The sequence below is a fragment of the Schaalia hyovaginalis genome (assembly GCF_014208035.1).
In the GTDB taxonomy this organism is placed as follows: domain Bacteria; phylum Actinomycetota; class Actinomycetes; order Actinomycetales; family Actinomycetaceae; genus Pauljensenia; species Pauljensenia hyovaginalis.
In genome coordinates, this window is the sequence record NZ_JACHMK010000001.1 from 646,419 (window position 1) to 670,839 (window position 24,421).

Below are 24,421 nucleotides of genomic sequence, written 5' to 3' on the forward strand. Positions count from 1 at the left end.
GCGAGGGCGGGGCGGATGCATGTGTGCGGGGCGAGAGGGTGTGACACCGCCCTCCGGGGATCCGGGACCCGTTAGTCTGCGGGCGGGGAAAAACAGGTCCGGCGAGGGAGAGAAGAACATGTCCGTTCAGGCGAGAGGGCCGTCAAAGAACTCGGTGCGCAAGGCCGGCTCCACGATCCGGAGGTACGCCCGAGGAGACAGCAGCGCGGACGAGTTCCATGCGGCCCTCGAAGTCGTTTCGGACTATCGGGCGACCTTCTCAGCTCCTCTCGTGAAGGTGAACAACGGCCTGCGAGGATTCCTCCGCACACTCGGAATCCATGCAGAGGTGACGCAACGCCTCAAGCGAATGGACACGATCGTCGAGAAGATTTCGGAGCGGGAGACGGGACTCTCCCTCGATCGAATGGGAGACATCGGAGGGTGCAGGGTCGTGCTCAAGGATGATGAGATCTCCGCCCTCTACGATCTCGACGAGCACATCCGCCTCCGATGGAGCGACGCCTTCGTGCACAAGAAGGACTACATCGCCGCACCGCGAGAATCCGGGTACCGTGCGATTCACCTGCTCGTCAAACGCGATGGTCGCCTCATTGAAATCCAACTCCGCACGGCCAACATGCACATCTGGGCCGAACTCGTCGAAGCGATGAGCCAGCAGTTCGGAAGGAACTTCAAGTAGGACGGCGGGCATCACCCGGTCGATGAATTCGCGCGATCGCTCTCGGAGGTCTATCAGGCGATCGACCGCGGCGAGGACCCCTCGGAGGAGATCATCGCGGATCTCACTCGGTGGCAAGCGGTGCTCGACGATATGCTGCCGGTGAATGCTCGAGACGACGATGAAACGGAGGCGAACAATGGCGGATGAGCCCGACTCGATTCACCAGTACCTCCTCGTCTACGACCGTGAGCTCGACCGCCTCGTCGAACAGCGCGACTTCATCGACGACGCCGATTCAGCGGTCGCCGAATATCGGGAGGCGGAACGCCTATACCGCGACAACCCCCGGATGGATGTCGTCCTTGTCGGATCGGATTCGATTGCGACGGTGAAACGCACCCATTCGACCTATTTCCGCAGTGTGACGCGTGGAGACCTCGACGACCTCGTCGCCTCCGTGGCGCCGAAAGTACGGGCCTTCCGCTCCGTCCGCTGAGCGCGGCGGCGAGGGCGGGGCGCAGTCGACGACACCGCCGAGACAAGAGCCAGCCTCTCACGACGCCCCGCCGAGCAGCGTCGCGAGGTGGACGCCCCCGCGCCCTGCCAGCTGAGCCGCCTGCGTGCGGCATGAGAAGCCGTCCGCGAGGTAGACCGCGTCGGGATGCTCCTCGAGCGCGGGCAGGAGCGACTGGTCGGCGACAGCCGCCGACACTTCGTAGTGCCCCTTCTCCATGCCGAAGTTCCCCGCGAGTCCGCAGCAGCCCGACAATTCGGTGACGCTCGCGCCGAGGCGCGTGAGGAGCGTGCGATCCGCCGCCCAGCCCATCACCGAGTAGTGGTGGCAGTGCGGCTGCGCCACGACCTCCACCCCCGACAGATCCGGGAGCGACAGCTCGTCCTCGGGAACCAGCGCGAGAAGCTCGGCCAGCGTGAACGTCCTGCCCGACACGAGGGACGAGCGCGGATCCTCGGGAAGAAGATCGAGGAGATCGTCCCTCAGCACGGCCGTGCACGAGGGCTCCACACCCACGATCGGGATCCCGTTCGCCGCGAAAGGAGCGAGCGCCCCGAGCAGCTTCCCGAGCCGCTTCTTCGCCCCGGCGAGCTGACCGGTCGTGATCCACGTGAGCCCGCAACACACATCCGAAGCCACGATGACCGCGAAGCCGTTCGCCTCCAGCAGCTCCACGAGGGCGCGGGCGCCTGTGTCATCGAGCGTCTGCGAGAAGGAATCCGCCCAGACGAGCACATAGGGGCGCCCCTGCGGATCCCGGGGCCCGAAGCCGCCCGCAGTCGTCGAAGGAGCCGCGCCCTCGGCGAGGGGAGGCACGGGGGCGACGGAGCCGCGGCGCCTCGCCCAACGCGCGAAGGTCCCCGATTGCAAAGGCAGCATCGGGCGACGGGCATCAAGGCCGATGAGGGAGAAGAGGGCCCTGCGAAGCGCCCCGACGCCGAGCACCGCGTTGGCGATCCTCGCCGCGCCCGGGATCCTCGCCGACAGGCGCGTCCAGCGCGGCAGCATCCCGAGCGCGTAGTGCGACAGAGGGCGCAAGCGGCCCCGATACCGGCGGAAGAAAGCCTCCGAACGGTACTTCGCCATGTCGACGCCCGCCGGGCAATCCGAAGAGCACGCCTTGCATGCGAGGCACAGGTCGAGCGCCTCAAGAACCTCGGGCGACTCGATCGAGGTGACGAGGGCGCCGTTCGCCGCCTCCTGCAAGATGCGCGCGCGCCCGCGGGTCACGTCCTTCTCGTCCTTCGTCGCCTTCCAACTCGGACACATGAAGGCGCCGGACACCCCCGCCCGGCACTTGCCCACCCCCGTGCAGCGGTGGATCGCATTCGCGAAATCGCCGTGGTCCTCGCGGAAGGCGAAACCGCCCGCGGCGGGCAGGCTGCGCGAAGCCGGGCGGCGGAGGAACTCATCGACGAGGTCGACGCCGGGCTGCGGGTCGGGGACGAGGTCCCAATCGATCGCCTCACCCGGCAGGATCCATAAATCCGGCCGAATCCCCGCCGCCATCGCGCGTCTGAGCGACTCGCGCGAAGTCGCCAACACCGGGGCGATCGGCGAGGCGAGCACCCCGGGATTGAGGAGGTTGTTCGGGTCGAAGAGGTGCTTGACCTGCCCGAAGAGGTCGAGCATCTCACGCGAGTACATGAAGCGGAGGAGCTCGGTGCGCGCCCGCCCATCCCCGTGCTCGCCCGACACCGAACCCCCGTGCGAAGCGCAGCACGCCGCCGCCCGCTCGAGGAAGCGACACGAATGCGCCACGCCCTCGTCCGTGTCGAGCGGCATGTCGAGGCGCACGTGGACGCAGCCGTCGCCGAAATGCCCGTAGAGGAGCCCGTCGATGTCGAACTCCTTCATGAGGGCGGTGAAATCGCGCAGGTAGGCGCCGAGATTCGCCGGCGGCACCGCCGCATCCTCGAAGCCGGGCCACCCCTGCTCATTGCCCTTCCCCGTCGCCGGGTCATACGGGGTCCTCCCGCCCAGCCCCGCGCCGTCGGCCCGGATCCGCCACAGCCGCGCCGCATCCTCACCGGGCGGGTAGATCCCGACCGCCTCCGTGTGCGCCGCGGCGGCGAGCGCCCGGGCCCGTTCGAGAGAATCCTCCGGGGAATCGCCCCCGACCTCGCACATCATCCAGCCCTCGCCCTCGGGCAGCTCGGGCACGGCCCCGGGGCCGTTGTGGCGGCGAACGACGTCGACGAGCCGGGAATCCAGGCCCTCCACGGCGAGGGGCCGGTGCTCGAGGAGGGCGGGGACGTCGTCTGCGGCCCGAATCATGTCGGGGTAGCCGAGGACCACGAGGACCGGGGAGGCGGGGATCGGCACGAGCCGCACGGTGATCGACAGGATCGTCACGAGCGTGCCCTCGGTGCCGACGAGCATCGCCGCGAGATTCCGGTGCCTCTCCGGCGTGAGGTGCTCGAGCGAGTAGCCGGACACCTGCCGACCGAAGGTGCCGAGCTCGGTGCGGATGATCGCGAGGTGCTCGTCGATCAGGGCGGCCAGGCCGGGCACTTCGGGAAGCTCCGGGTCGTGCTCGCGCCGCGCGGTGAAGCGGCGGCCGAGACCATCCACGCAGTCGAGCTCGACGATGTTGTCGGCCGTTCGCCCCCACGCGGTCGCATGGGGCCCGCAGGCGTTGTTCCCGACCATTCCGGCGATCGTCGCCCTGTTCTGACTCGAAGGATCGGGGCCGAATCGCAGCCCGTAGGGGGCGGCTGCGGCCTGGAGGGCCGCCGCGATGCAGCCCGGCTCGACCACGGCGGTGCTCGCTTCGGGGTCGATCGACACGACCCTGTTGAGGTGCCGCGTGGATTCAAGGACGATGCCCGGGCCGATCGCATTGCCCGAGCAGGAGGTCCCGCCTCCCCGGTTCGTCACCGGGACGCCGTGCTCGCGCGCGAGCTCGAGGGTCGTGAGGACGTCCTCGGTCGAGGCGGGGAAGACGACGGCGAGCGGCGGGATCCGGTAGAGGCCCGCATCGCTCGAGTACCGGGCGCGCGTGCCCCTCGTCGCGTCGAGCTCGCCTTCGAGGCGCTCGGCGAGGGCGTCGAGGAAGGCTCGGGCCCCGTCCTCCCTGAAAGGATCGGCCGGTGAGGCGGCTTGAAGCGCCGTCGTCCCATTGACGGGGTCCTGATCCACCGGCGCACCGCTGTGCGATGCGCGAAGCCCGACGATCTCCGAGGCGAATTCAACGCTCATGGCCCGATCTTTCCACGTGTCGCGACGATCGACACGGGACGTCCAGGGCGCAGGCTTGGGTTTCGCGCCTTCAACTGTGGAACAATGGGGTGAGCGTGTGCGGTGAGTGGAAGGACGGCCGGTGGCCCTTTTCGAGTTCGAGGACGGACGGCTCATCCCCGCGCAGTTCGGACGGCCCGTCCCCTCGGGCATCACCGCTGAGATCATCGACGCGATCTGCTCGCAGGTCCTCGAGATCGTGTCGCGCCCGCTTTTCCCCATCACCTGGAACGACATCGTCCGGACCCAGGACGCCGGGGAGGCACCGCGGCTCACCGCCCTCGATGCGACGGGGCAGGTCGTCTCCGTCGAGGTCGTCCCGCGTCTCGACTCCGATACGCTCATCACCTCCCTCTCGCGGCTCGCCGACGCCGCGGCCCTGTCGTGGTCCGACCTCGCCCGCGAGTACGAGGGCGGCGTCGAAGCCTTCAAAGCGGGGTGGCTGCTCTTCCGCGACTCGATGCCGCCCTCCCCCGGGGCGGGTCCCCGACTCGTCATGGTCGTAGGGGCGATCGATCCGCAGGTCCGTCCCGCGCTCGACGTCCTGTCCACCTCGGGCGTGGAGGTGCACGAGGTGAACCTGCGCCGCATGTCCAACGGCCGGACCTTCCTCGAAGTCGTCCCCGTGGGGCCGCGCCTCTACGGGCACGCGCCCCAGGTCCTCATCGGCCAGGCGGCGGCCGTCCAGGAGATCGAGGCCCGTCAGAAGGGGGCCGCCGCGCCCGCCGCGGAGCCGACCCCTGCCGCAGCCCCCGGCCCTTCGGATCCGATTCCGTCTCATCCCGGGCCTGAGTCTGCATCCGGGCCTGAACCCGAACCCCAGACCGAGCCCGAACCCCAGATCGAACCCCAGACCCAGCCCCGGCTCGACCCCGCTGAACCGGAGGTCCCGTCTGACATCCTCCGCGCCCGCGAACAGGGGATCCCCCTGCTCGCCAACGATGCCGAGGGATTGAAGGTCCTCGCCCAGATCATCGGGGAGGAGGTCCCACTGGTCGCGCATCCGGATTGCCACGCGCCGGACGGCCTGATCCTCGGCCGCGATGGACTCGTCCGATCGACCGGTTGGGTGTGGGCCTCCCTTCACGACCTCGAACAGACGGCGCCCGCCCTCGTCCCCGCGTGGGAGCACCTGCGCATCAACGACCTCAGAGGCCCTTCGCTCGCGGAATCCGTTGCCGAGATCAACAGGGAGATCGCGCGCGAATACGCCCACGCCCCCGCAGGCGCATCGAGCCGCAGGCACGCGCGCGACTGACCCCTCCCCGGCGGGTCCATCACCCCCTGCGCCGAGGGCCCGGAGGGAGGGTCTTTGAGAGGATCTTCTAGGGCCCTCGCGCGTCGGCACCGTACCGTGCGGGCGCCGTCCGGCGCCGCATTCAAGACCCCGTCCGGCGCCTAGCTGATGAAAGCGCCGATCCAGCGCCGCATCGTCGAGAACACCTCGGCGCGCACACCGGGATCGGAGAGGAAGAGGTCGTGCTTTCCCGGGAAACGCGCGATCGTCACCTGATCCGAAAGATTCGACGACCGCGCGGCGACGATGTCGACGTCGAGGACGACGTCGGAGCTGAACACCCGGGGCGACCACTCCTCCTCCGTGTAAGAGGCCTTCGACACCATCGAGAGCACCGGGCAATCCAGATGCGCCTCGGACTCGATGATCTCGTGACCGGCCATGATGGCCTCCAGCCACTTCGCGGGCACCGGATAGGAGCCCGGGCGCTTCCACTCGAGGGCGTATTCCCAGCCCTTCACAGCGGGATCACCCTCGAAACCCTTCAATTCCGGGGGGAGCGGCAGGCCCGAACCCGCCCACCCGTCCTTGAGCGAGCGCGCGTAATGATCGGGCCCGGAGCCGAGCGGCACCTCCCAATGCGGGTTCCGCTGGGCGATCCTGCCCAGAACCGGCTGCATGGCCGGGCGCAGATTCGCCATGGTCTGCATCTCGAGCCACGCCGAATTGAGGATGAGGCCGGCGGCGGCGCCCGGGTGACGATGCGACCACACGGTCGCGATCAGGCCGCCGGTCGAATGGGCGACGAGGATGAGCGGAAGGTCGCCCTGCTCGGTGCGGATGATGTCCAGGGCCTCGCCGATCTCCTCGTCGTAGACGCTGATGTCGTCGACGTAGCCGACCGACTGCCAGGGGCGCAGTGAGCGCCCGTATTTGCGCAGGTCCAGAGCGTAGAAGGCGGAGCCCGCCTCCGCCATTGAACGCGCGAGTTCGGTCTGGAAGAAGTAGTCGTTGCGGCCGTGCAGATAGAGGGCGGCCGAGGTCGGGAAGGCCTTGGCCTCCGGGCCCGCGAGCGGATCGCGGTGGGGGAGGTAGCGGATGAGGGTGGCGACGGCCTCGCCCTCCTCATCGGGCAGGAGGGGGATCGTCCTCGACTCGTAGGCGCTGCCGAGGATGTCTTCGCGCCATTCGTCTTCGGGCGCGGGACCGGCCGGTCCCCAGGGGGCCAGGACGTCGATCTGCGGGGCCGAGGGGGCCTCGCCCTCGTGGTCGAGGGGTGAGGATGTGGCTGCGGGTTCATTCGGCCGATCGGTCATGACCCGAGTGTAGTGAATCCGCCCCGCCCTCGACTCCCACTGCTTGCTTCGCGGCGGTTTTCGACAGATTCCTGTGAAAAAGGGGCGTGAAGCAGGCAGCGGGACGAGGAGCGGCGGAGAGGGGCGGAATCAGCCGACGGTGCGGGGATCAGCCGACGGTGCGGATCGGCCCGCGTTCGGCGAGGACCCAGGCGAGGGGGATCGAGACGATCGGGACGACGAGCGCGATGATGAGGATCGCGGCTTCGAGCGCTCCGCTGGCGGCGGACGTCGACACGGAGGCGAGCACCATCCCGCAGCCGAACAGCCATGCGACGTAGACGCCGATCGCGACGACACCGCCCCTCGCCCGTCCGACGCGGAAGGCGTGGCCGATCACCGAGCCGATGGCGCCGACTCCGAGCAGTGCGAGGAAGAGCGCAAGGGCCTCGAGGGGGACGAGGGCCCCGGAACCCGCATCGAATGCGGAGTGCCCGCCGAGGGCGTGAGCGATTCCGAGCCCATCGGATCCGGGGATCGTCGAGCGGCCGACGGCCCAGACCGCTGCGGCGATGAAGGCGTACACGAGGTGGACCGTCCACGAGACCCGGTTCTGGAGTCTCAGGCCCGCACCGGCGAGGGCGGTCGAGGCCGTCGACTCGGCGGCCTCGGTGATCCGCGCGATGACCAGGAAGATCGCCCAGGTTAAGGCCCAGTTGAGGGGGATGCCCTGCAGAAGCTCCGGGAAGTCGACGGGCTCATTGACGAAGGTGGCGATGAGCGCACCGGTGGCGAGGTTCGCGCCGGAGACGCCGATGACGAGGGGCCAGGCGAAGCGGGTCTCGGCGAAGGACGCGGCGATGAGGGCGCGTGCGGGCGCGCGGAGGGCGGTGGGGCGGGTCCGTTGGGTGCTCATGTCACTTCTCCTTGGAGATGAGGGAGACGAAGGCGTCCTGGAAGGACAGCGGCTGGATCTCGATGCCGCGGGCGCGCGCGGCATCGACCAGTGCGCGGGAGTGGCCGGTGATGCGGAGCTCGGCGAGGCGCCCGAGGGGCCGTTCCTCGAGGATCTGGACCTCCGCTTCGGCCCTGAGGAGTTCGCGGATCGCCTGCGGGTCGCCGACGAGGGCGAGCACCGCCGATCTGAGCTCCTCGGCGGGCATCGCGCTCAGGATGCGCCCCCGGTCGAGGACGACGACGCGCTCGATGAGGGATTCGAGCTCGGACACGAGGTGGCTCGAGATGAGGATCGTGCGTTCGCCGTCGGACTGGGCCGACACGGCGATGATCTCCTCGGCGAGGGCGAGGCGCGTCGGAACGTCGAGGTTGGCGAAGGGCTCGTCGAGCAGTGTGATCGGGGCGCCCGCGGCGAGGGCGAGGCAGCTGGTGAATGCGCTGCGCTGGCCGAGTGAGCGGCGCCCGAGCGAGCCCTTGAGGGAGAGGGCGAAACGGTCGATGAGGCGCGCGAAGGCCGTTTCGTCCCAGGTGGGGCGCAAGCGCGCGTAGCGCAGCGCGTTCTTCGCGGTCGTCGATTGGAGGTCGCGATCGTCGCCGGCGTAGAGGCAGTGGGCGACGAGGTCTTCGCGCGTCGCCGCTTCGCCTTCGAGGAGGATCGTGCCGGAATCGGGCGAGATCCGTCCGCCGATGGTTTTGAGGAGAGTGGTCTTGCCGGAGCCGTTCGGGCCGATGACTCCGGTGATCGATCCGGCGCGCAGCTCGAGGCTCAGGTCGTTCAGGGCTTTGGAGTGCTGGCCGGGGTAGGCGTGGCTGAGGGAATCAATGCGGATCATCGGTGCTCCTCGGGGGCGTGCGCGCGCGGGGCGGCGAGTGTGCGGATGGCGTTGATGAGTTCCTCGGGGTCCAGGCCGAGGGCGAGCGCCTCTTCGACGAGGGGGGTGAGGCGCGCGTCGATGAAGTCGCTGCGGCGTTGCGCGATGAGTCGCGCGTGGGCGCCGTGGGCGATGAACATGCCGATGCCGCGTCGTTTGACGAGGAGTCCGTCGTCGACGAGGGCGGAGAAGGCCTTCGCCGCAGTCGCGGGGTTGATGCGGTAGGTCGTCGCGTATTGGGTCGTCGACATCACCTGGTCGCCGTCGAGGAGATCGCCGATGAGGATCCTGCGGCGGATGTCCTCGGCGATCTGGATGTAGATCGGGGTTGTGGCGTCGAGGTCCATGCGACACCTCCTCCTCTCTGGTTCATTACATGACTAATGAACCAGAGAGGCGAAGGGTTGTCAAGAGGGGCCATCGGGTTCGCGAGCGCGCCCGTGCGCCGAGGCCGGAAGAAGCCGAATGCACGGCGCCCGTGCCTTCGGCGGGGTCGGAGATGGATGCTTTCGATGGGCGAAGGTGATGCTTTCGGCGCAGAAAGGTGATGACCTCGGCGGAGAAAGGTGATGACCTCGGCGGAGGGGGTCAGGGGGCGAACATCGAGGCGCGCGAGGGGATGCGGTGCCGGAGGAACTCGTCGAGGAGCGCGGTGAGCTGATCGCCCTCGATGAGGAAGCCGTCGTGCCCGTGATCGGAGTGGATCTCGCGGTAGTAGGCGCCCTTGATGCCATCGGCCATCTGCCAGACCTGCTCGGGGTAGAAGAGCCGGTCGGAGTCGACGGCGATGACGAGCGTCTGCGCGGTGACGCGCGCGAGCGCCTCCTTCACCCCGCCGCGGTCGCGGCCGATGTCGTGGGAGAGCATGGAGCGCGAGAGCGCGACGTAGGAACCGGCGTCGAAGCGGCGGACGATCTTCTCGCCGTGGTAGTCGAGGTAGGACTCCACGGCGAGGCGCCCGCCGTGGAGCGGGTCCTCCTCGCGCTGGGGGAGGCGCCCGAAGCGGGTGTCGAGCTCGGCGGGGGAGCGGTAGGTCGTATGCGCGATCTGGCGGGCGAGCGCGAGGCCCCGGGTCGGCCCCTCCGCCTCGAGGTGGTAGTCGCCGCCCCTCCAGGCGGGGTCGAGTTCGATCGCGCGGATCTGCGTGTGGGCCCAGGCGGCCTGCTCGGCCGTCGTCTGAGCCCCGGAGGCGACGACGATGAGACGGGCGAGGCGATCGGGGAAGGAGACCGCCCATTCGATCGCGCGGTGCCCGCCGAGCGAAGCGCCGATCACCAGGCTCCAGACCTCGACGCCGAGGAGTTCGGCGAGCCGCGCCTCCGCCCGCACCTGGTCGCGCGTCGACACGACCGGGAAGCGGGAGCCCCAGGGCGCGCCGTCGGGGGCCGGCGAGGAGGGGCCGGTCGAGCCCTGGCACCCGCCGAGGACGTTCACCGCGACGACGTAGTGCGTCTCGGTGTCGATGATCCTGCCCGGGCCGACGATCTGGGGCCACCACCCCGGCGTCGCCTGTCCGGGGCCCGCCTCCCCGAGGACGTGCGCGTCGCCCGTGAGGGCGTGGAGGACGAGGACGGCGTTCGACTTCGACTCGTCGAGTTCGCCCCAGGTCTCGTAGGCGAGGCGCACCCCCGGCAGGACCGCCCCGTTCTCCAGGCGCAGGTCCCCCAGGTCGGCGAAGCGGCGCTCGCCGACGGGATCGCCCTCCTTCCAGGCGCCGCTCACCGGGGCGGCGGGGGAGGTGGAGTCGCTGGCGGACATGGCGGGCCTTTCGCGTCGGCGGGTGCGGGGACGAGGGCGGGGCGGGTGTTCGTGCCCGGGGGGGCGGGCGCGCCCGCCCCCCGGGGTCTTAATCGGCGCTGACGGCCTTCGCCGCGGCGAAGCCGATCTCGAGGTCGGCGAGGATGTCGTCGATGTGCTCGATGCCGATGGAGAGGCGCACCGTCCCGGGTTCGATGCCCGCCGCCTTGAGCTCGGCGGGCGTGAGCTGGGAGTGGGTCGTCGAGGCCGGGTGGATGACGAGCGACTTCGCATCCCCGATGTTCGCCACCGTCGGGAGGAGCTCGAGCGAATCGGCGAAGGCCCTGCCGGCTTGAGCGCCGCCCGCGATCACGAAGGAGAGCAGGCCGCCGGCGCCTCGGGGGGCGTACTTCTTCTGCAGCTCGTGGTAGGGGGAGGACTCGAGGCCGGCGTAGGAGACCGATTCGACCTGCCGGTGGGCCTCGAGGTGCTTCGCGACGGCCAGGGCGTTGTCGACGTGGCGCTCGACGCGCAAGGAGAGGGTCTGGATGCCCTGCTCGATGAGGAAGGCGTTGAAGGGGGAGGTGACGGCGCCAAGGTCGCGGTTGATGAGGGTCTGGATCCGCAGGAGGAAGGCGAGGTTCGCGCCGAGCGCCCCGCCGACGCCGAGGTCCCTGGCGAAGACGAGGCCGTGGTAGGACTCGTCGGGCGTGTTGAAGAGGGGGAAGCGTTCGGGCTGGGAGGCGAAATCGAAGTTGCCGGAGTCGATGACGGCGCCGGCGATGGCGGCGCCGTGCCCTCCGAGGTACTTCGTCGCCGAGTGGACGACGATGTCGGCGCCCCATTCGATCGGGCGGACGAGGTAGGGGGTCGCGACGGTGTTGTCGACGATGAGCGGGACCCCGATCTCGTGCGCGACGGCGGCGATGGGCTCGATGTCGAAGATGTCGCCCTGCGGGTTGGGGATCGTCTCCCCGTAGAAGGCGATGGTCTTCTCGTCGGCGAGGGCGCGCCACTGCTCGGGATCGCGGGGGTCGGCGACGAAGCGGGCCTCGATGCCGAGGCGCCCGAGCGTCGTCTTGAGGAGGGTGACCGAGCCGCCGTAGAGGGAGGGGGAGGCGATGACGTTGTTGCCGGCGGTGCCGAGCGCGAGGATCGTGAGCGCCGATGCGGATTGCCCCGAGGAGACGAGGAGTCCGCCGACCCCGCCTTCGAGGGCCGCGATGCGGTTGGCGACGGCGTCGGTCGTCGGATTGGTGAGGCGCGTGTAGATCGGTCCGAGCTCGTTGAGCGCGAAACGGGCTGCGGCCTGGTCGGCGTCCTCGAAGGCGTAGGAGGAGGTCGCGTAGATCGGCAGGGCGGTCGCGCCGGTTGCGGGATCGCGATCCCAGGCGGCGTGGATCTGCTTGGTCTCGAATTTCCAGTCGGTGGCGTTCGTCGAGGTCATGGGGTGCTCCAGTCTGATCGTGAGTGGAGCGGGGAGTGCGTGCCGGAACGGCGGCCCGGTGTCGAGCCCGGTCTCCCCGCGAGGATGCGGCATGGCCGCGGGGCTGGGGTTCTCGACTGCGCGTCGGCGCGGGTCGCGTGCGCTGGGGTCAGCGGCCGACGTGCAGTCGGCTCGGCATTCGCTTGCTCATGGTGGAGAGCCTATGGGGGAGCCCCGCGATGGGGGAGACGGGCCGCGATGCGGACGCTTGTGACATCCGCTGCTCGGCCCGGGCGCTTCCGGCTGCTGCCTCCGGTGCGGCTCGTCGGGGACGAGGGCGGTCCTCCGGGAGGAGAGGGGATGGACGGCGCCCCGTGGTGGATGGGGCGAATGTTGCATGTGTGTCGACTGATGATCACTGTGAAACCTGTTGCGTATTGTCATTCGAGTGACTAGTCTCGCCGGGAGGAGCACCGTTTTCGCGGTGCGCGCCCTTGGCCCCGACGACAGGTGGAGCAGTGCCCATTCCGATCACGCGGACGAAGTCCCGGCGAGTCGCCCTCGCCGCCATCCTCGCGACTGCGGCCCTCGTCGCCCCCAATCTCGCATTCGCCGCGACCTCGGAAGCCGATATCGCCCGGGCGAAAGCCGAAGAGGAAGCGGCGAAGATGTCGGTCGCCCAGATCGAGGTGCGACTGGCCTCCGTCGCCTCCGACGCGGAAGCCGCGCGCCGGGCCGCTCAAATCGCCGCCGAGGAGCTCAACGTCGCGAGCGTCGCGCTCGATGAGGCGAAGGCGACCGCGGCGTCCGCCCAGAAGGACGCCGATAAGGCGCTGGCCGACTTCAACGAGGGGAAGAAGGAGATCGCCTCCGTCGCCCAGACGGCCTACCGCGAGGGGGCCGCGACTCTTGACACGCTCGCCCCCTACCTCAACGCCGATGGCCTGAGGACCGTCGAGACGAAGCAGACCTCGCTCGCGACCTTCTCCAACTCCGCCGACGCGAAGATGCAGCGCGTCGCCGCGCTCGAACAGGTCGCCTCCGTCATGCAGAAGGCGGCCGATGAGGCGGTCGCCGCTCAGGAGAGCGCCACGCAGAAGGTCGCTCAGCGCGCAGAAGCAGCCGAGAACGCCGCCCGCAATGCGCTCACCCTGGAGGAGACGACTGCTGCGGAGAAGGAGGCGTACATCGCCGAACTCGCCAAGAAGCAGAACACGACCGTCGAACTCATCCAGGCCCGCGCGGCCGAACTGGAAGCGCAGCGCCAGGCCGCGGCTGAAGCCGCAGCGCGCGCAGCCGCGGAGCGCGCGGCGCAGCAGGCGGCCGCTGAAGAGGCCGCGGCGCAAGCGGCGACCCCGGCCCCCGCGCCGACGCCCACATGGACTCCCGCGCCCGCACCGACCCCGGCACCGGCTCCCGCCCCCGCGGGCTCCGGGCGCGGAGCGGCGGCGGTGGCCGCGGCTCGCACCTTCCTCGGCATCCCCTACGTGTGGGGCGGCACCTCCTACGCGGGCGTCGACTGCTCCGGCCTCGTCCTCCTCGCCTGGGGCCAGGCGGGAGTGTCCCTCCCGCGCGTCGCCTCCTCGCAGTACGGAGTCGGTGCGAAGGTCTCGATCAACGCCCTCGAACCGGGCGACCTCGTCTTCTGGAGTTCGAACGGAACCCAGTGGGGGATCTACCACGTCGCCATGTACATCGGCGGCGGGCAGATCATCGAAGCCCCCTATCCGGGCGCGAGCGTCCACGTCGCCCCGCTCTACTGGAACGGGCTCATGCCCTTCGGCACGAGGCTCTGACCCGGCCTGCGCCGCTCATCGGCCGAAGCTGAAACGCCTGTGGGGGCGGTTCTTCAGAACCGCCCCCACAGGCGTTCCGCCATATCGGGGGCCTCGCGACGCGCAGCCGCGAGGCCCCCGATGACGCGGGTGCTTCCGATCCCGGAACTCAGCCCTCGCGGTGCTTGGCCGCCTCGTGCTCCTTGAGGCGCTCGTAGGAGCGGCGGATCTCCGCCTCGGCCTCCTCGCGACCGACCCAGTGCGCACCCTCGACCGACTTGCCGGGCTCGAGGTCCTTGTAAACCTCGAAGAAGTGCTGGATCTCGAGGCGGTGGAACTCCGAGACGTCCTCGATCTCCGTGCGCCACGAGGCCCGCTGGTCCGAAGCCGGCACGCAGAGCACCTTGTCGTCGCCGCCCTTCTCATCGGCCATGCGGAACATGCCGAGCGCCCGGCAGCGGATCACGCAGCCCGGGAAGGTCGGCTCCTCCAGCAGGACGAGCGCGTCGAGCGGGTCGCCGTCCTCGCCGAGGGTGTCGTCGATGAAGCCGTAGTCGTCCGGGTAGCGGGTCGAGGTGAAGAGCATGCGATCCAGGCGGATGCGGCCCGTCTCATGGTCGATCTCGTACTTGTTCCGATTCCCCTTGGGGATCTCGATCGTGACATCGAATTCCACCGCGTCCTCCTTGTTCTGGCCCGCGGAGCGCGGGTGTCGGATCAGTCCATTCGTGCCTGTGCCGCTAGTGTGTTGGTGATGAACCCCGGAAGGAGGCCCATGCGGCGCAGAACTGCTGGTGCGATTGTAGGCACTTCGGTCCTCGCTCTGGGACTTATGGGGTATGGCGCGGCTGACTTCGCGGGTAAGGTCCCGGGTTTCCTCTCGCCTTCCCGGGCCCCGGTCCTGAGCGCCCCGCCCGCCTTCCCGAAGGCCTCGCCCCTCGAAGGCGCGGGGATGAGGATCCCCGAGGGGACCCCCGTCGATCCGGGGACGATCGCCCCGCTCTGGACGCCCGTTCGTGAAGCCGCGGCCGGCGGCGGCTGGTCCTCGTGGGGCGTCGTCCTCGACGCGGCAACGGGCGAAGTGCTCTTCGAGGAGGCCGCAGCGGACGCGCATACTCCCGCATCGACCGCGAAGACGCTGACCGCATTTGCGGCCCTGAGCTCACTGAACCCCTCGGACGTCCTGTCGACCTCGCTCCTCGCTTCGGGATCATCACTGCACCTGACCTCCGAGGGCGACCTCCTCCTGGGCAGCGGGGCGTCCGACCCCGATTCCGTTCCCGGGCGCGCGGGCATCGCCGACCTCGCGCAGAAGGCCGCCGCCGCCCTGAGCGCAGCGGGAGTCTCCTCGGCGAGCCTGTCATGGGACGCCCCGCCCTTCGCGGGCGAGGACCGCCTGAGCGCGCTCATCGCCCAGGAGACCCGCGACTACGTCGGGCCGACGGCCTCCATGGCGATCGGGGCGGGCCGTGCGGGCGATTCGGACGTCGGATTCCTCGACGACCCCGCCCGCGCAGTCGCCGCGACCCTCGCTAAGGCCCTCGCCGCGCACGGCGTCGCGGTGAGCCTGACGGGTCCGGCGCCGACGCCCGAGGGATTCGAAACGCTCGCCACGATCGAATCGGCGACGGTCGCCGAACAGCTCCGCTGGATGCTCCACACCTCGGACAACACCCTGGCCGAGCAGTACTGCCGCCTCGCGGCCCGCGCCGGCGGCGCCGAGCCCTCCTTCGACGGGGCGACCGCATTCATCCGTCAGACCCTGGAGGGCGCGGGCGTATCAACCGGGGGCCTCGCCCTTGAGGACTGCTCGGGACTGTCGACCAACGATCGGGTGAGCGGGAGAACCCTCGCCGAAGCGCTGCGGACGGCGGCAGCATCCGCCGGCGCCCTTGCGGATCTCCCGCGCTCCCTGCCCTGGGCGGGCCTGAACGGCACGATGACGACGCGGATGCTCGAGGGCCCGGCCTTCGCGAATGCGCAGGCGAAGACCGGGTCCCTCGGAGCGGTGTCGAGCCTTGCGGGGATCGTTGAAACGACGACGGGCCGTCTCCTGGTCTTCGCAGTGGGCGCGGACGGCGTTCCCGATCAGGGCGCCGCATCGACGAGGCCGATCCTGGACGGCTTCATCGCCTCGCTCGCGGCCCTGTGACCGCCCCTCCGGGCCGCAGCGAGCCCGGAGCGACGGCCGGCCGACCGGGTCCGCTGGACGGCCGGCGGCCTCCCGGAATCCTCAAGCGCACGGGTGCCGCGCCCAGCCCGCGCTTTGTAAGCTAGGGCCATGCCGATCCCGATGACCACAACCGCCATGGCCAAGGCCATGAACGCCGTGTCGTACGCGGGGCCGCAGACCTCGCCCGCCTCGGCATCAGGCATGTCGAAGCGCCTCCTTAGGGCCGCTGCGTGGTCCGCTCCGCGGCTCACGGGCCTCTCCGGCCTCGACGAGGCCGACCTCGTCGCGGACTCCAGGGTCGTCCTGCTCGATCGGCACGCCCTCGCGATCCGCCTGGCGCGCATCCTGGATGCGGCGGCCCCCCTCGAGTCCGTCGACCATGCCCGCAAGCGCCTGCGCGTCCTGCGCCTCGTCGCCACGCGCGCGACGGGCCTGTGGGACCCCTCGACGCGCACGCGGATCCTGGTGCCGCCGAACGCCCTGGCCGCCGCGCACCGCTATTCGCTGGATCAAGCGGATTGGTCGAAGTGGGTGGCCCTGAGGACGGGACTGCTCGGCGCGCTCGTCCTGCGCGCCCCCTTCCTCGTCGACCCCGGTGCGAGGGTCGAATCCCTGCTGGAGCGACTGGTGCTGGCCGAGGCCCTCGTCGACGCGATGATGGCGTCGATCACCCCGGCTCGCCTGCCTTCCGTGGAATGGCTCCGCCACCACGGGCCCTCCCCCTCGCTCGCGGGCTCCGTGGCGACGAGGATCGGGGTGTCGAGCCCCCTCCTGGATGAGCGCCACCGGATCCCCTCCTTCGCCCTCGACGTCGTGCGCTCCGGGCGGCTCGATCTCCTGCTCGCGGCCCCCGAGAAGCTGCCCGACGCGGCCGAACTCGTCCGGCCCGATGCTTGGGCCGCGCGTGCCTCCTGAATCCCCGGCGTCCCGGATCGTCGGCCCGAATCCGCGCGGTGCGATCGGGAGGGTCTCGCTCGCCGTCCGCCGAGCGCTGAAAGGCTGCGCCGCAGGGGGGAGTGCGGTGGTCGCCCTGTCCGGCGGCGCGGATTCCCTCGCGCTCGCGCTCGCGGTCATCGACGCGGGGACGAGGGCCGGGCTGCGCGTCGTCACGGTGACCGTGGATCACGCCCTCAGGCCCGATTCCGCTCGTGAAGCCGCCCGGGCCGCCGAGATCGCCGAGCGGCTCGGCGCACGGGCCAGGGTGGTTCGCGTCGAGGTCGGGGATGAGGGCGGGCCCGAGGGGGCCGCCCGCTCGGCGCGCTTGGCCGCCCTTTCGCAGTGCGCCCGCGACGAGGGCGCGCCGGTCCTGCTCGGCCACACCATGGACGATCAGGCGGAGACGGTGCTGCTCAGGCTCGCTCGCGGTTCCGGCGCCTCGAGCCTGAGGGCGATGAGCGCCGACACCACCGATGAAGACGGCGTCCGATGGATCCGGCCGCTGCTCGGGGTGCGCCGGGCCGACACCCGGGGGGCGTGCGCGCAAGCGGGCCTGACATGGATCGAGGACCCGTCGAACGAGCCCGAGGGCCCCTGGCGCGCCGAAGACGGTTCGCCCCTGCGCAGGGCGGCCGTGCGTGCGCGCGCGATCCCGATGCTCGCCGAGGCTCTCAGGATCGATCCGATCCCCGCACTGGCCAGAAGCGCTGAGCTCGCTTCACGGGACGACGAGGCGCTCGAGCTGTGGGCGTCCCGGGAGTGGGAGCGGGCCAGGCGCGTGCTCCGCGCCGTCGACGCTAAAGCGCCCGCCCTGTCGCTTCACGCCCTCGAAGGCCTTCCCCGTGCCGTGCGGACCCGGATCGAACGCCGCTTCGCCCTCGAAGCCGGAGCGAGGCCCTCGGCGCTGTCCTCCATCCACATCGACGCCCTCGACGCGCTCGTGACCGACTGGCACGGCCAGGGGCCGCTGGACCTGCCGGGGGTCATGGTGAAGCGGACGCGCGACCCCCGGGGCCTGCCCGTCCTCGTGGCCGTGCGCACCTGAGGCGCCGCGCGGCGCGTCCGGGCCCGCTCCGCGCCCCGGGAGGGGGCCTCGCGTCGCCCCCGTGCGGGCAAGTGTGGCAGTCTTGACCGTAGGGCCCTCGTGATGAGGGCGCACGACCGGAAAGAGGGGACCGCGTGGACACCACGGATATGGGAGACGAGCTCAAGGACGTCCTCATCACCGCCGATCAGCTCGATCAGCGCCTCCAGGAGATGGCCGCGGACATCGACAGGGACTACGCGGGCAAGGAGCTCCTCCTCGTCGGCGTCCTGCGCGGAGCGGTCATGGTGATGGCCGATCTGTCGCGGAAGATCCACACTCCTTCGCAGATGGACTGGATGGCCGTCTCCTCGTACGGCTCGGGGACGAAGTCCTCGGGGGTCGTGCGCATCCTCAAGGACCTCGATCAGGACGTGACCGGCCGTGACGTGCTCATCGTCGAAGACATCATCGATTCCGGTCTGACGCTCTCCTGGCTCCGGGCGAACCTCTTGTCGAGGGGCGCGAACTCGGTGAGGATCGCGACCGCGCTGCGCAAGCCCGCCGCCGCGAAGGTCGATGTCGATGTCGCGTACGTCGGCTTCGAGATCCCCGACGAGTTCGTCGTCGGTTACGGCCTCGACTACGCCGAGAAGTATCGGAACCTGCCCTTCGTCGGGACGCTCGCCCCGCACGTCTACGCGCACTGAAAGGCCTTGCCGGATGGCGGATGTGAAACAGAAGCGTATCAACTGGGCGTGGATCCTCGTCCCGCTCCTCGTCTTGTCGATCGGGGGCTGGTTCGTGTGGCAGACCTTCCAGCCCAAACAGGTTGACACCTCAGAGGGTCTGGAGATCCTCAAGGGGCTAACGATCGAGCGCGTCGTCCTCAATGAGGCGACCCAGCAGGTGAACCTCGTTCTCAAGGAGAGCTACACCCACAAGTCGACGGGCCTGGGGGACCGGACCGCCGAGCTCGGCAAGTCGGTCTACTTCACCTACTCCTATTCGCAGACCGAGGACATCCTCACGGCGGTCTCCAAGGCGGCGCCAGCGAAGGGGTGGAACGCCCTGAGGCCGCAGGGCTCCCTGTTCTTGGCGATCCTGCAGATGGTCGTCCCGATCCTCCTGCTCCTGGGGGCCTTCTGGTTCCTCATGAGCCGGATGTCCGGATCCAAGATGCTCGGGGGCTTCGCGCAGTCGAAGGCCAAGGAGTTCAATCAGGAGCGCCCGGACATCACCTTCGCCGATGTGGCGGGCGAGGACGAGGCGGTGGAGGAGCTCGAGGAAATCCGCGAGTTCCTCGCCTCCCCGGACAAGTTTCATCGCGTCGGCGCGCGGATCCCCCGCGGCGTCCTCCTTTACGGCCCTCCCGGAACCGGCAAGACCCTCCTCGCCAAGGCTGTCGCCGGCGAGGCCCATGCACCCTTCTTCTCGATCTCGGGCTCGGAGTTCATGGAGCTCTACGTCGGCGTCGGCGCCTCCCGCGTCCGCGACCTCTTCGACCGGGCGAAGAAGGCCGCGCCCGCGATCATCTTCGTCGACGAGATCGATGCGGTCGGCCGCCATCGCGGCTCCGGAATCGGCGGCGGGAACGATGAGCGCGAGCAGACGCTCAACCAGCTGCTCGTCGAGATGGACGGCTTCGACGAACGGGCGAACATCATCCTCATCGCCGCGACCAACCGCCCCGACATCCTCGACCCCGCCCTGCTGCGCCCGGGCCGCTTCGATCGGCAGATCGCCGTCGAGGCCCCCGATCTCAAGGGCCGTGAGGCGATCCTCAAGGTGCACGCCGCGGGCAAGCCGATGACCGACGATGTCGACCTCCACCAGATCGCCAAGCGGACCCCCGGGTTCACGGGCGCCGACCTGGCGAACGTCCTCAACGAGGCGGCGCTGCTCACGGCCCGCTCCAACGCCGACCTCATCGACGACCGCGCGATCGACGAGGCGATCGACCGGGTCATCGCCGGCCCGCAGAAGCGCACCCGCGTGATGAACGATCACGACAAGGCGGTCACCGCCTACCACGAGGGCGGGCACGCCCTGTGCGCGGCCGCCCTGCGCTACACGGATCCCGTGACGAAGGTGACCATCCTCCCCCGAGGGCGGGCGCTGGGCTACACGATGGTGATGCCGACTGAGGATCGTTACAACAAGACCCGCAATCAGCTGCTCGACGACCTCGTGTATTCGATGGGCGGGCGCGTCGCCGAGGAGATCGTCTTCCGCGATCCTTCGACGGGACCGGCCAACGACATCCAGCAGGCGACGAAGACCGCCCGCGCGATGGTCACCGACTACGGCATGTCCTCGCGGGTGGGCCTGGTCAAGCTCGGCACCACCGACACCGAGGCCTTCGGCCACGGCTCGGGCGTCGAGCAGAGGGCCTTCTCCGATGAGATGGCCTCGATCATCGATGACGAGGTGCGCCTCCTCCTCGACGCGGCGATGCGCGAGGCGTGGGAGATCCTCACGAAGAACCGCGACGTCCTCGACCGCCTCGCCGAGCGCCTCCTCGAGGAGGAGACCCTTGACGAGGCCCAGCTCGCCGAGATCTTCGCCGGTGTGAGGAAGCAGGATGAACGCCCGGTGTGGAACTACGGGGCGGAGGCCGCGATCGAGGGCGCCAGGCTCGGCGGCCCGGTCGGCATCGAGCGCGCGCCCGAGGCCACGGCGGCGGGCGAAGGAGACGATGGCGTGAGCGAAGGCGAGGGTGCGGGCGAATGACCTACGACCTGCAGGCTGTCGAGAAGGCGACCGCCGACCTGCTCGCAGCGATCGGCGAGGATCCGACCCGGGAGGGCCTCGTCGACACCCCCGCGCGCGTGGCGCGCGCCTGGCGTGAAATGCTCGTCGGCCTCGAGGAGGATCCGAAGGAGTACCTGAGGACGCAGTTCACCGCGGGCACGGACGAGCTCGTCCTCGTCCGCGACATCGTCTTCCACTCGGTGTGCGAGCACCACCTGCTGCCCTTCCACGGGCGTGCGCACGTCGGGTACATCCCGCGCGGCGGTCGCGTGACCGGCCTGTCGAAGCTCGCGCGCGTCGTCGAGGGCTACGCCCGTCGTCCCCAGGTCCAGGAACGCCTCACGGCTCAGATCGCCGATGCGATCGACGAGGTCCTCCATCCCCAGGGCGTCACCGTGGTCATCGAGGCCGAGCACATGTGCATGTCCATGCGCGGCGTGTCCAAGCCGGGATCCTCCACCGTGACCTCGGCCCTGCGGGGCATCATGAACGACGGGACGACGCGCGCCGAGATGATGGCCCTCGTCCTGGGGGGACGGCGAGAACGGTGAGGATCGGCGGACCGCGGCTCCCCTCGGGACTCGTGCTTCCCGAGGATCGGACCCTCATCATGGGCATCCTCAACGTCACCCCCGATTCCTTCTCCGACGGGGGCCGTTTCTCGACGGTCGAGGCCGCCCTCGCCCACGCGCGCGGCATGATCGCCGAGGGCGCCCGCATCGTCGACGTGGGCGGGGAATCCACGCGGCCCGGCTCGACGAGGATCGATGCTGACGAGGAGTGGGCGCGCATCGGGACGGTGGTCGCCGAGCTCGCCGCGGAGGGGGTCGTCGTGTCCGTTGACACGCTCCACGCCTCCACGGCCCGCAGGGCGGCCGATGTCGGAGCCGCGATCATCAACGACGTCTCGGGCGGCCGCTGGGACCCGGACATGTTCGACGTGGTCGCGGATTCGGACTGCGCCTGCATCGTCCAGCACTTCCGGGCGCTGCCGGGGCCGGAGGAGGACTTCGACTACGGGGACGACCTCATGGGCGCGCTTTCGGAGCGTTTGAGCGTCCAGGTCGAGGACGCCCTGAGCAGGGGGATCGACGAGGAGAGGATCGTCATCGATCCGGGATTGGGATTCTCCCTGACCGACGCCCAATGCGCGGAGATCCTCGATAACCTGGGCCGCTTGAAGGACCTCGGCTACCCTGTCCTCATCGGAGCCTCCCGCAAGCGCTTCGTCAAGGCGATGGGCGGTGACCGCGACGAGCGGACCGCCGAGATCACCGTGAAGTGCGCGCGGGCGGGCATATGGGCGGTCCGCGTACACGAGATCGTCGGGAACGCGCGTGCCGCACGGGAAGGGAATGGGGACCTGGGATGAGCCGTCCACTCGACGTCATCGCTCTGCGCGGGCTATCGGCGAGGGCGGTCCACGGCGTACTTCCCGAGGAGCACGTGGCGCCCCAGCCCTTCGTCGTCGACCTCGCCCTGTGGGTCGACGGCCGCGATGCCGCGCGCAGCGACGATATCGCCGAAACGGTCTCCTACGCCGAAGTCGCCGATGTCGTCTCGACGATCGTGAAGGGGCCCGCGGTCCGTCTCATCGAGACCCTCGCCCACAGGATCGCCGATGCGATCGTCTCCATGGAGCGCGTCCACGGGGTCGAGGTGACCGTCCACAAGCCGGAGGCCCCGATCCGTCAGGCCTTCGCCGACGTGTCCGTCACGGTCCGTGCGGGTCGCTGCGGTGAAGCCGGGGGCGCCGTGGAATTGACCCGAGACGTCCCCGAGGCCCCCGCGCGTCCCGAGGCCCGGGCCGTCCCCGAGATCCCCGCGCGTCCCGGGGCCCGGGTTGTACCCGAAGCCCGCCTCCCCGAGGCCCCCGCCCGTCCCGCGGTTCGCGTCGTGCTCGCCCTCGGCGGCAATATCGGCGACGCCCCGAAGACCCTGGCCGATGCGGTCGAGCGCCTCATCGACGACCCGCGCATCGACGTGCTCGACGTTTCGCCCCTCCTGAGGACGATGCCGGTCCTCGCCCCGGGGCAGGCGCCCCAGGACGACTACTGGAACGCCGTCGTACTCGCATCGACCGCCCTCGCTCCGCGCGAAGTGCTCGCACTCGCGCACGAACTCGAGGCCTCGGCGAAGCGCGAACGCCTCGAGCGCTGGGGCGCGAGGACCCTCGACGTCGACCTCATCGACTACGCGGGGATCGTCATGTCCGATGCGGATCTCACCCTCCCGCACCCGCGCGCCCGCGTTCGGGCCTTCGTGCTGGCGCCCTGGTCCATCATCGATCCGCAGGCCCGACTCGGCGGGGAGCAGGTCGCCGAACTCCTCGCGCAGGCCCCCGATATCGAGGGCATCATCGACGCGGTCGACGATTGGCTCGGCGATCCCGGGACGATCATGGCGGAGTCGGACGCCCTCATCGCTCAGGCCCTGGAGGAGAACGCGGTCCCGGCGCCGCCGGTCGCCCACCCCCCGGCGCCACCGCTCGGCTTCCCCCGTGACAGGACGGTCCAGAAGTCGCGTCTCGATCTCGTGCCCGAAGAGTCCCGACTGGGCCTCGCGCCCTCGGAGGGCTCCCTGGACCTCGTATGGCGGCAGCTGTGGGAACGCTGGTCGGCCCCGATCGACGTGACGCAAACGCGGGCGAGCACCGCCCCTGCGCTCACCGGACCGACCGCATCCCCTCGCTTCACGGGGTCGACCGCGCCCCGTCCCCTCGCCGCATCGGCCGTGTCGCCTCAGCTGGCCGCATCGGCCGCCGAAGGGGCGACTCGCACCTACGAAGACGCGGGATCGCGGGCCGAGCCCGCATTCGAGGAAGCGCCGACGACCACCGCCGCGCCCGCCGAAGGGGCCGAGGCCGACGCGCCGAAGCGGCGCCCGCGCTGGCTCCCCCTCCTCGGGCACAGGGAGGAGCACGCCGACGCGCGGGCATCGGCGAGCGCTGGCGCCGAGACGCCGGTGCCGAGCGGGACTCGCACCGCCTCGACGGCCCCGGGCCGGGCCGGGGAGCCCCCGGCTGCGCCACACCCTTCGCGCACCCTTCCCACCTGGGACTTCGCCGGTGCGTGCGTGCGGATCGTCGATGAGGCCTCGGCGTTAGACGCGCCCGCTGAGCAGACGAGCGGCTCCCACCCGCTGAGGCGCTCCATCGTCGATCCGGGCCTGCCCGAAGACGCGCTCCGCGGCCCCGTCGCGGATTCAGAACTCACGCGGACCGGCTTGCTGCGCAAGGTGGTCGTCCGGCCCTCCGTTTCAGGCCCGATCACCGTGACGAGGGAGCAGGAAGGCCGATGACGCCGATCTCGAGGCTCCGCCTCCTCGGCCTCGGCGTCGGAGCCGCGGTCCTCACCGGGGCCGCCAGTCTCGCCCTCGTCTCCTCGGGCGGGTCGCCGCTGCTCATCGCCCCGCTTCTCGCCCCGCTCTTCGCCGTCTTCGGCCTCGTGCTCGGCTGGGCGGGCCTTCATGTCCGGCGCTTCAAGGACCGTAAGCGGACCTGGGTGACGCCGCTCGCCGCGATGCGCATCGCGATCGCCGCGCGGGCCTCCGGCTACGTCGCCTCCGCGGCGGCGGGCGTGCTGGCGGGCGTGCTGGTCGCCAGCCTGGGACGCATCGAGGCGCCGCTCATGGCCTCGAACGCCCTCGCGGCGGGCTTCGCCTGCGCGGGCGCCCTCTGGTGGTGCGTCGTCGCCGTGGTCGTGGAACGCTGGTGCATCGCGGACATCGATGACGACTCGAAGGACCCCGGCGAGGTCGCGCGTCCGAGCGCCAGCCCCGCATAGGGCCCTGCGGAGTCCCCGGGCCACTTCCCCGG

Annotated in this window: 21 protein-coding genes; 13 read left to right on the top strand and 8 right to left on the bottom strand. The window is 70.2% G+C overall.

The window, feature by feature from the left end; translation table 11 throughout:
• Positions 1–118 precede the first annotated feature (118 nt).
• Together HD592_RS02735 and HD592_RS02740 are read left to right on the top strand one after the other, a co-directional pair.
• Positions 119–682, top strand: coding sequence for a RelA/SpoT domain-containing protein (locus HD592_RS02735; RefSeq protein ID WP_184451709.1), 564 nt, complete (start codon positions 119–121; stop codon positions 680–682).
• Between the two features lie 178 nt (positions 683–860).
• Entirely contained in the window at positions 861–1,160 is a 300-nt protein-coding gene (locus tag HD592_RS02740; protein WP_184451711.1) for a hypothetical protein, read from the top strand.
• A gap of 57 nt (positions 1,161–1,217) precedes the next feature.
• Here HD592_RS02740 and HD592_RS02745 read toward each other — a convergent pair whose 3' ends face one another.
• Positions 1,218–4,379: an FAD-binding and (Fe-S)-binding domain-containing protein gene (locus HD592_RS02745; RefSeq protein ID WP_184451713.1), complete on the bottom strand. Its 3,162-nt coding sequence runs from the start codon at positions 4,377–4,379 to the stop codon at positions 1,218–1,220.
• A gap of 121 nt (positions 4,380–4,500) precedes the next feature.
• Here HD592_RS02745 and HD592_RS02750 point away from each other — a divergent pair, with 121 nt between their 5' ends.
• Positions 4,501–5,676 (top strand): hypothetical protein, encoded by a 1,176-nt coding sequence (locus HD592_RS02750; RefSeq protein WP_184451715.1) that lies wholly within the window; start codon positions 4,501–4,503, stop codon positions 5,674–5,676.
• Between the two features lie 140 nt (positions 5,677–5,816).
• Here HD592_RS02750 and HD592_RS02755 read toward each other — a convergent pair whose 3' ends face one another.
• From HD592_RS02755 to HD592_RS02780, 6 genes are all read right to left on the bottom strand, one after another.
• Entirely contained in the window at positions 5,817–6,971 is a 1,155-nt protein-coding gene (locus tag HD592_RS02755) for an alpha/beta fold hydrolase (protein WP_184451717.1), read from the bottom strand.
• Positions 6,972–7,119: 148 nt separating this feature from the next.
• On the bottom strand, positions 7,120–7,866 hold the full coding sequence (locus HD592_RS02760; RefSeq protein ID WP_184451719.1) for a hypothetical protein: 747 nt from the start codon (positions 7,864–7,866) through the stop codon (positions 7,120–7,122).
• Between the two features lies 1 nt (position 7,867).
• Positions 7,868–8,740, bottom strand: coding sequence for an ATP-binding cassette domain-containing protein (locus HD592_RS02765; RefSeq protein ID WP_184451721.1), 873 nt, complete (start codon positions 8,738–8,740; stop codon positions 7,868–7,870).
• Positions 8,737–9,126: a GntR family transcriptional regulator gene (locus HD592_RS02770; protein ID WP_184451722.1), complete on the bottom strand. Its 390-nt coding sequence runs from the start codon at positions 9,124–9,126 to the stop codon at positions 8,737–8,739. The genes HD592_RS02765 and HD592_RS02770 overlap by 4 nt, the downstream gene beginning before the upstream one ends.
• A gap of 241 nt (positions 9,127–9,367) precedes the next feature.
• A complete protein-coding gene (gene metX, locus HD592_RS02775; protein ID WP_184451724.1) occupies positions 9,368–10,537 on the bottom strand; it encodes a homoserine O-acetyltransferase MetX in 1,170 nt (389 codons plus the stop codon).
• A gap of 88 nt (positions 10,538–10,625) precedes the next feature.
• Positions 10,626–11,963 carry an O-acetylhomoserine aminocarboxypropyltransferase/cysteine synthase family protein gene (locus tag HD592_RS02780; protein ID WP_184451726.1) on the bottom strand — a complete coding sequence of 446 codons (1,338 nt, stop codon included), beginning with the start codon at positions 11,961–11,963 and terminating at the stop codon, positions 10,626–10,628.
• Between the two features lie 497 nt (positions 11,964–12,460).
• Here HD592_RS02780 and HD592_RS02785 point away from each other — a divergent pair, with 497 nt between their 5' ends.
• Positions 12,461–13,738, top strand: coding sequence for a C40 family peptidase (locus HD592_RS02785; RefSeq protein WP_320658285.1), 1,278 nt, complete (start codon positions 12,461–12,463; stop codon positions 13,736–13,738).
• Between the two features lie 148 nt (positions 13,739–13,886).
• Here the strand turns inward: HD592_RS02785 and HD592_RS02790 are convergent, their stop codons facing one another.
• Positions 13,887–14,393, bottom strand: coding sequence for an inorganic diphosphatase (locus HD592_RS02790; protein WP_184451728.1), 507 nt, complete (start codon positions 14,391–14,393; stop codon positions 13,887–13,889).
• Positions 14,394–14,669: 276 nt separating this feature from the next.
• Between HD592_RS02790 and dacB the strand changes: the two genes are divergently transcribed.
• The 9 genes from dacB (at position 14,670) to HD592_RS02835 (ending at position 24,389) form a co-directional block, all read left to right on the top strand.
• Positions 14,670–15,869, top strand: coding sequence for a D-alanyl-D-alanine carboxypeptidase/D-alanyl-D-alanine endopeptidase (gene dacB, locus HD592_RS02795; RefSeq protein ID WP_246429971.1), 1,200 nt, complete (start codon positions 14,670–14,672; stop codon positions 15,867–15,869).
• 129 nt (positions 15,870–15,998) lie between these two features.
• The gene (locus HD592_RS02800; RefSeq protein WP_184451732.1) at positions 15,999–16,805 is read left to right on the top strand and encodes a hypothetical protein; all 807 of its coding nucleotides are present in this window, start codon (positions 15,999–16,001) and stop codon (positions 16,803–16,805) included.
• Positions 16,795–17,871: a tRNA lysidine(34) synthetase TilS gene (gene tilS, locus HD592_RS02805; protein WP_343058718.1), complete on the top strand. Its 1,077-nt coding sequence runs from the start codon at positions 16,795–16,797 to the stop codon at positions 17,869–17,871. The genes HD592_RS02800 and tilS overlap by 11 nt, the downstream gene beginning before the upstream one ends.
• Positions 17,872–18,005: 134 nt before the next feature.
• Entirely contained in the window at positions 18,006–18,560 is a 555-nt protein-coding gene (hpt, locus tag HD592_RS02810; protein ID WP_277299422.1) for a hypoxanthine phosphoribosyltransferase, read from the top strand.
• Between the two features lie 13 nt (positions 18,561–18,573).
• Positions 18,574–20,583, top strand: coding sequence for an ATP-dependent zinc metalloprotease FtsH (ftsH, locus tag HD592_RS02815; protein WP_184451736.1), 2,010 nt, complete (start codon positions 18,574–18,576; stop codon positions 20,581–20,583).
• Positions 20,580–21,155 carry a GTP cyclohydrolase I FolE gene (gene folE, locus HD592_RS02820; RefSeq protein WP_184451738.1) on the top strand — a complete coding sequence of 192 codons (576 nt, stop codon included), beginning with the start codon at positions 20,580–20,582 and terminating at the stop codon, positions 21,153–21,155. The genes ftsH and folE overlap by 4 nt, the downstream gene beginning before the upstream one ends.
• Positions 21,152–21,976 (top strand): dihydropteroate synthase, encoded by an 825-nt coding sequence (folP, locus tag HD592_RS02825; protein WP_484592952.1) that lies wholly within the window; start codon positions 21,152–21,154, stop codon positions 21,974–21,976. The genes folE and folP overlap by 4 nt, the downstream gene beginning before the upstream one ends.
• A complete protein-coding gene (gene folK / locus HD592_RS02830; protein WP_184451740.1) occupies positions 21,973–23,904 on the top strand; it encodes a 2-amino-4-hydroxy-6-hydroxymethyldihydropteridine diphosphokinase in 1,932 nt (643 codons plus the stop codon). Before folP ends, folK begins: the two co-directional genes overlap by 4 nt.
• Entirely contained in the window at positions 23,901–24,389 is a 489-nt protein-coding gene (locus tag HD592_RS02835) for a DUF3180 domain-containing protein (protein ID WP_184451742.1), read from the top strand. Before folK ends, HD592_RS02835 begins: the two co-directional genes overlap by 4 nt.
• The last annotated feature ends 32 nt before the right edge of the window (positions 24,390–24,421 follow it).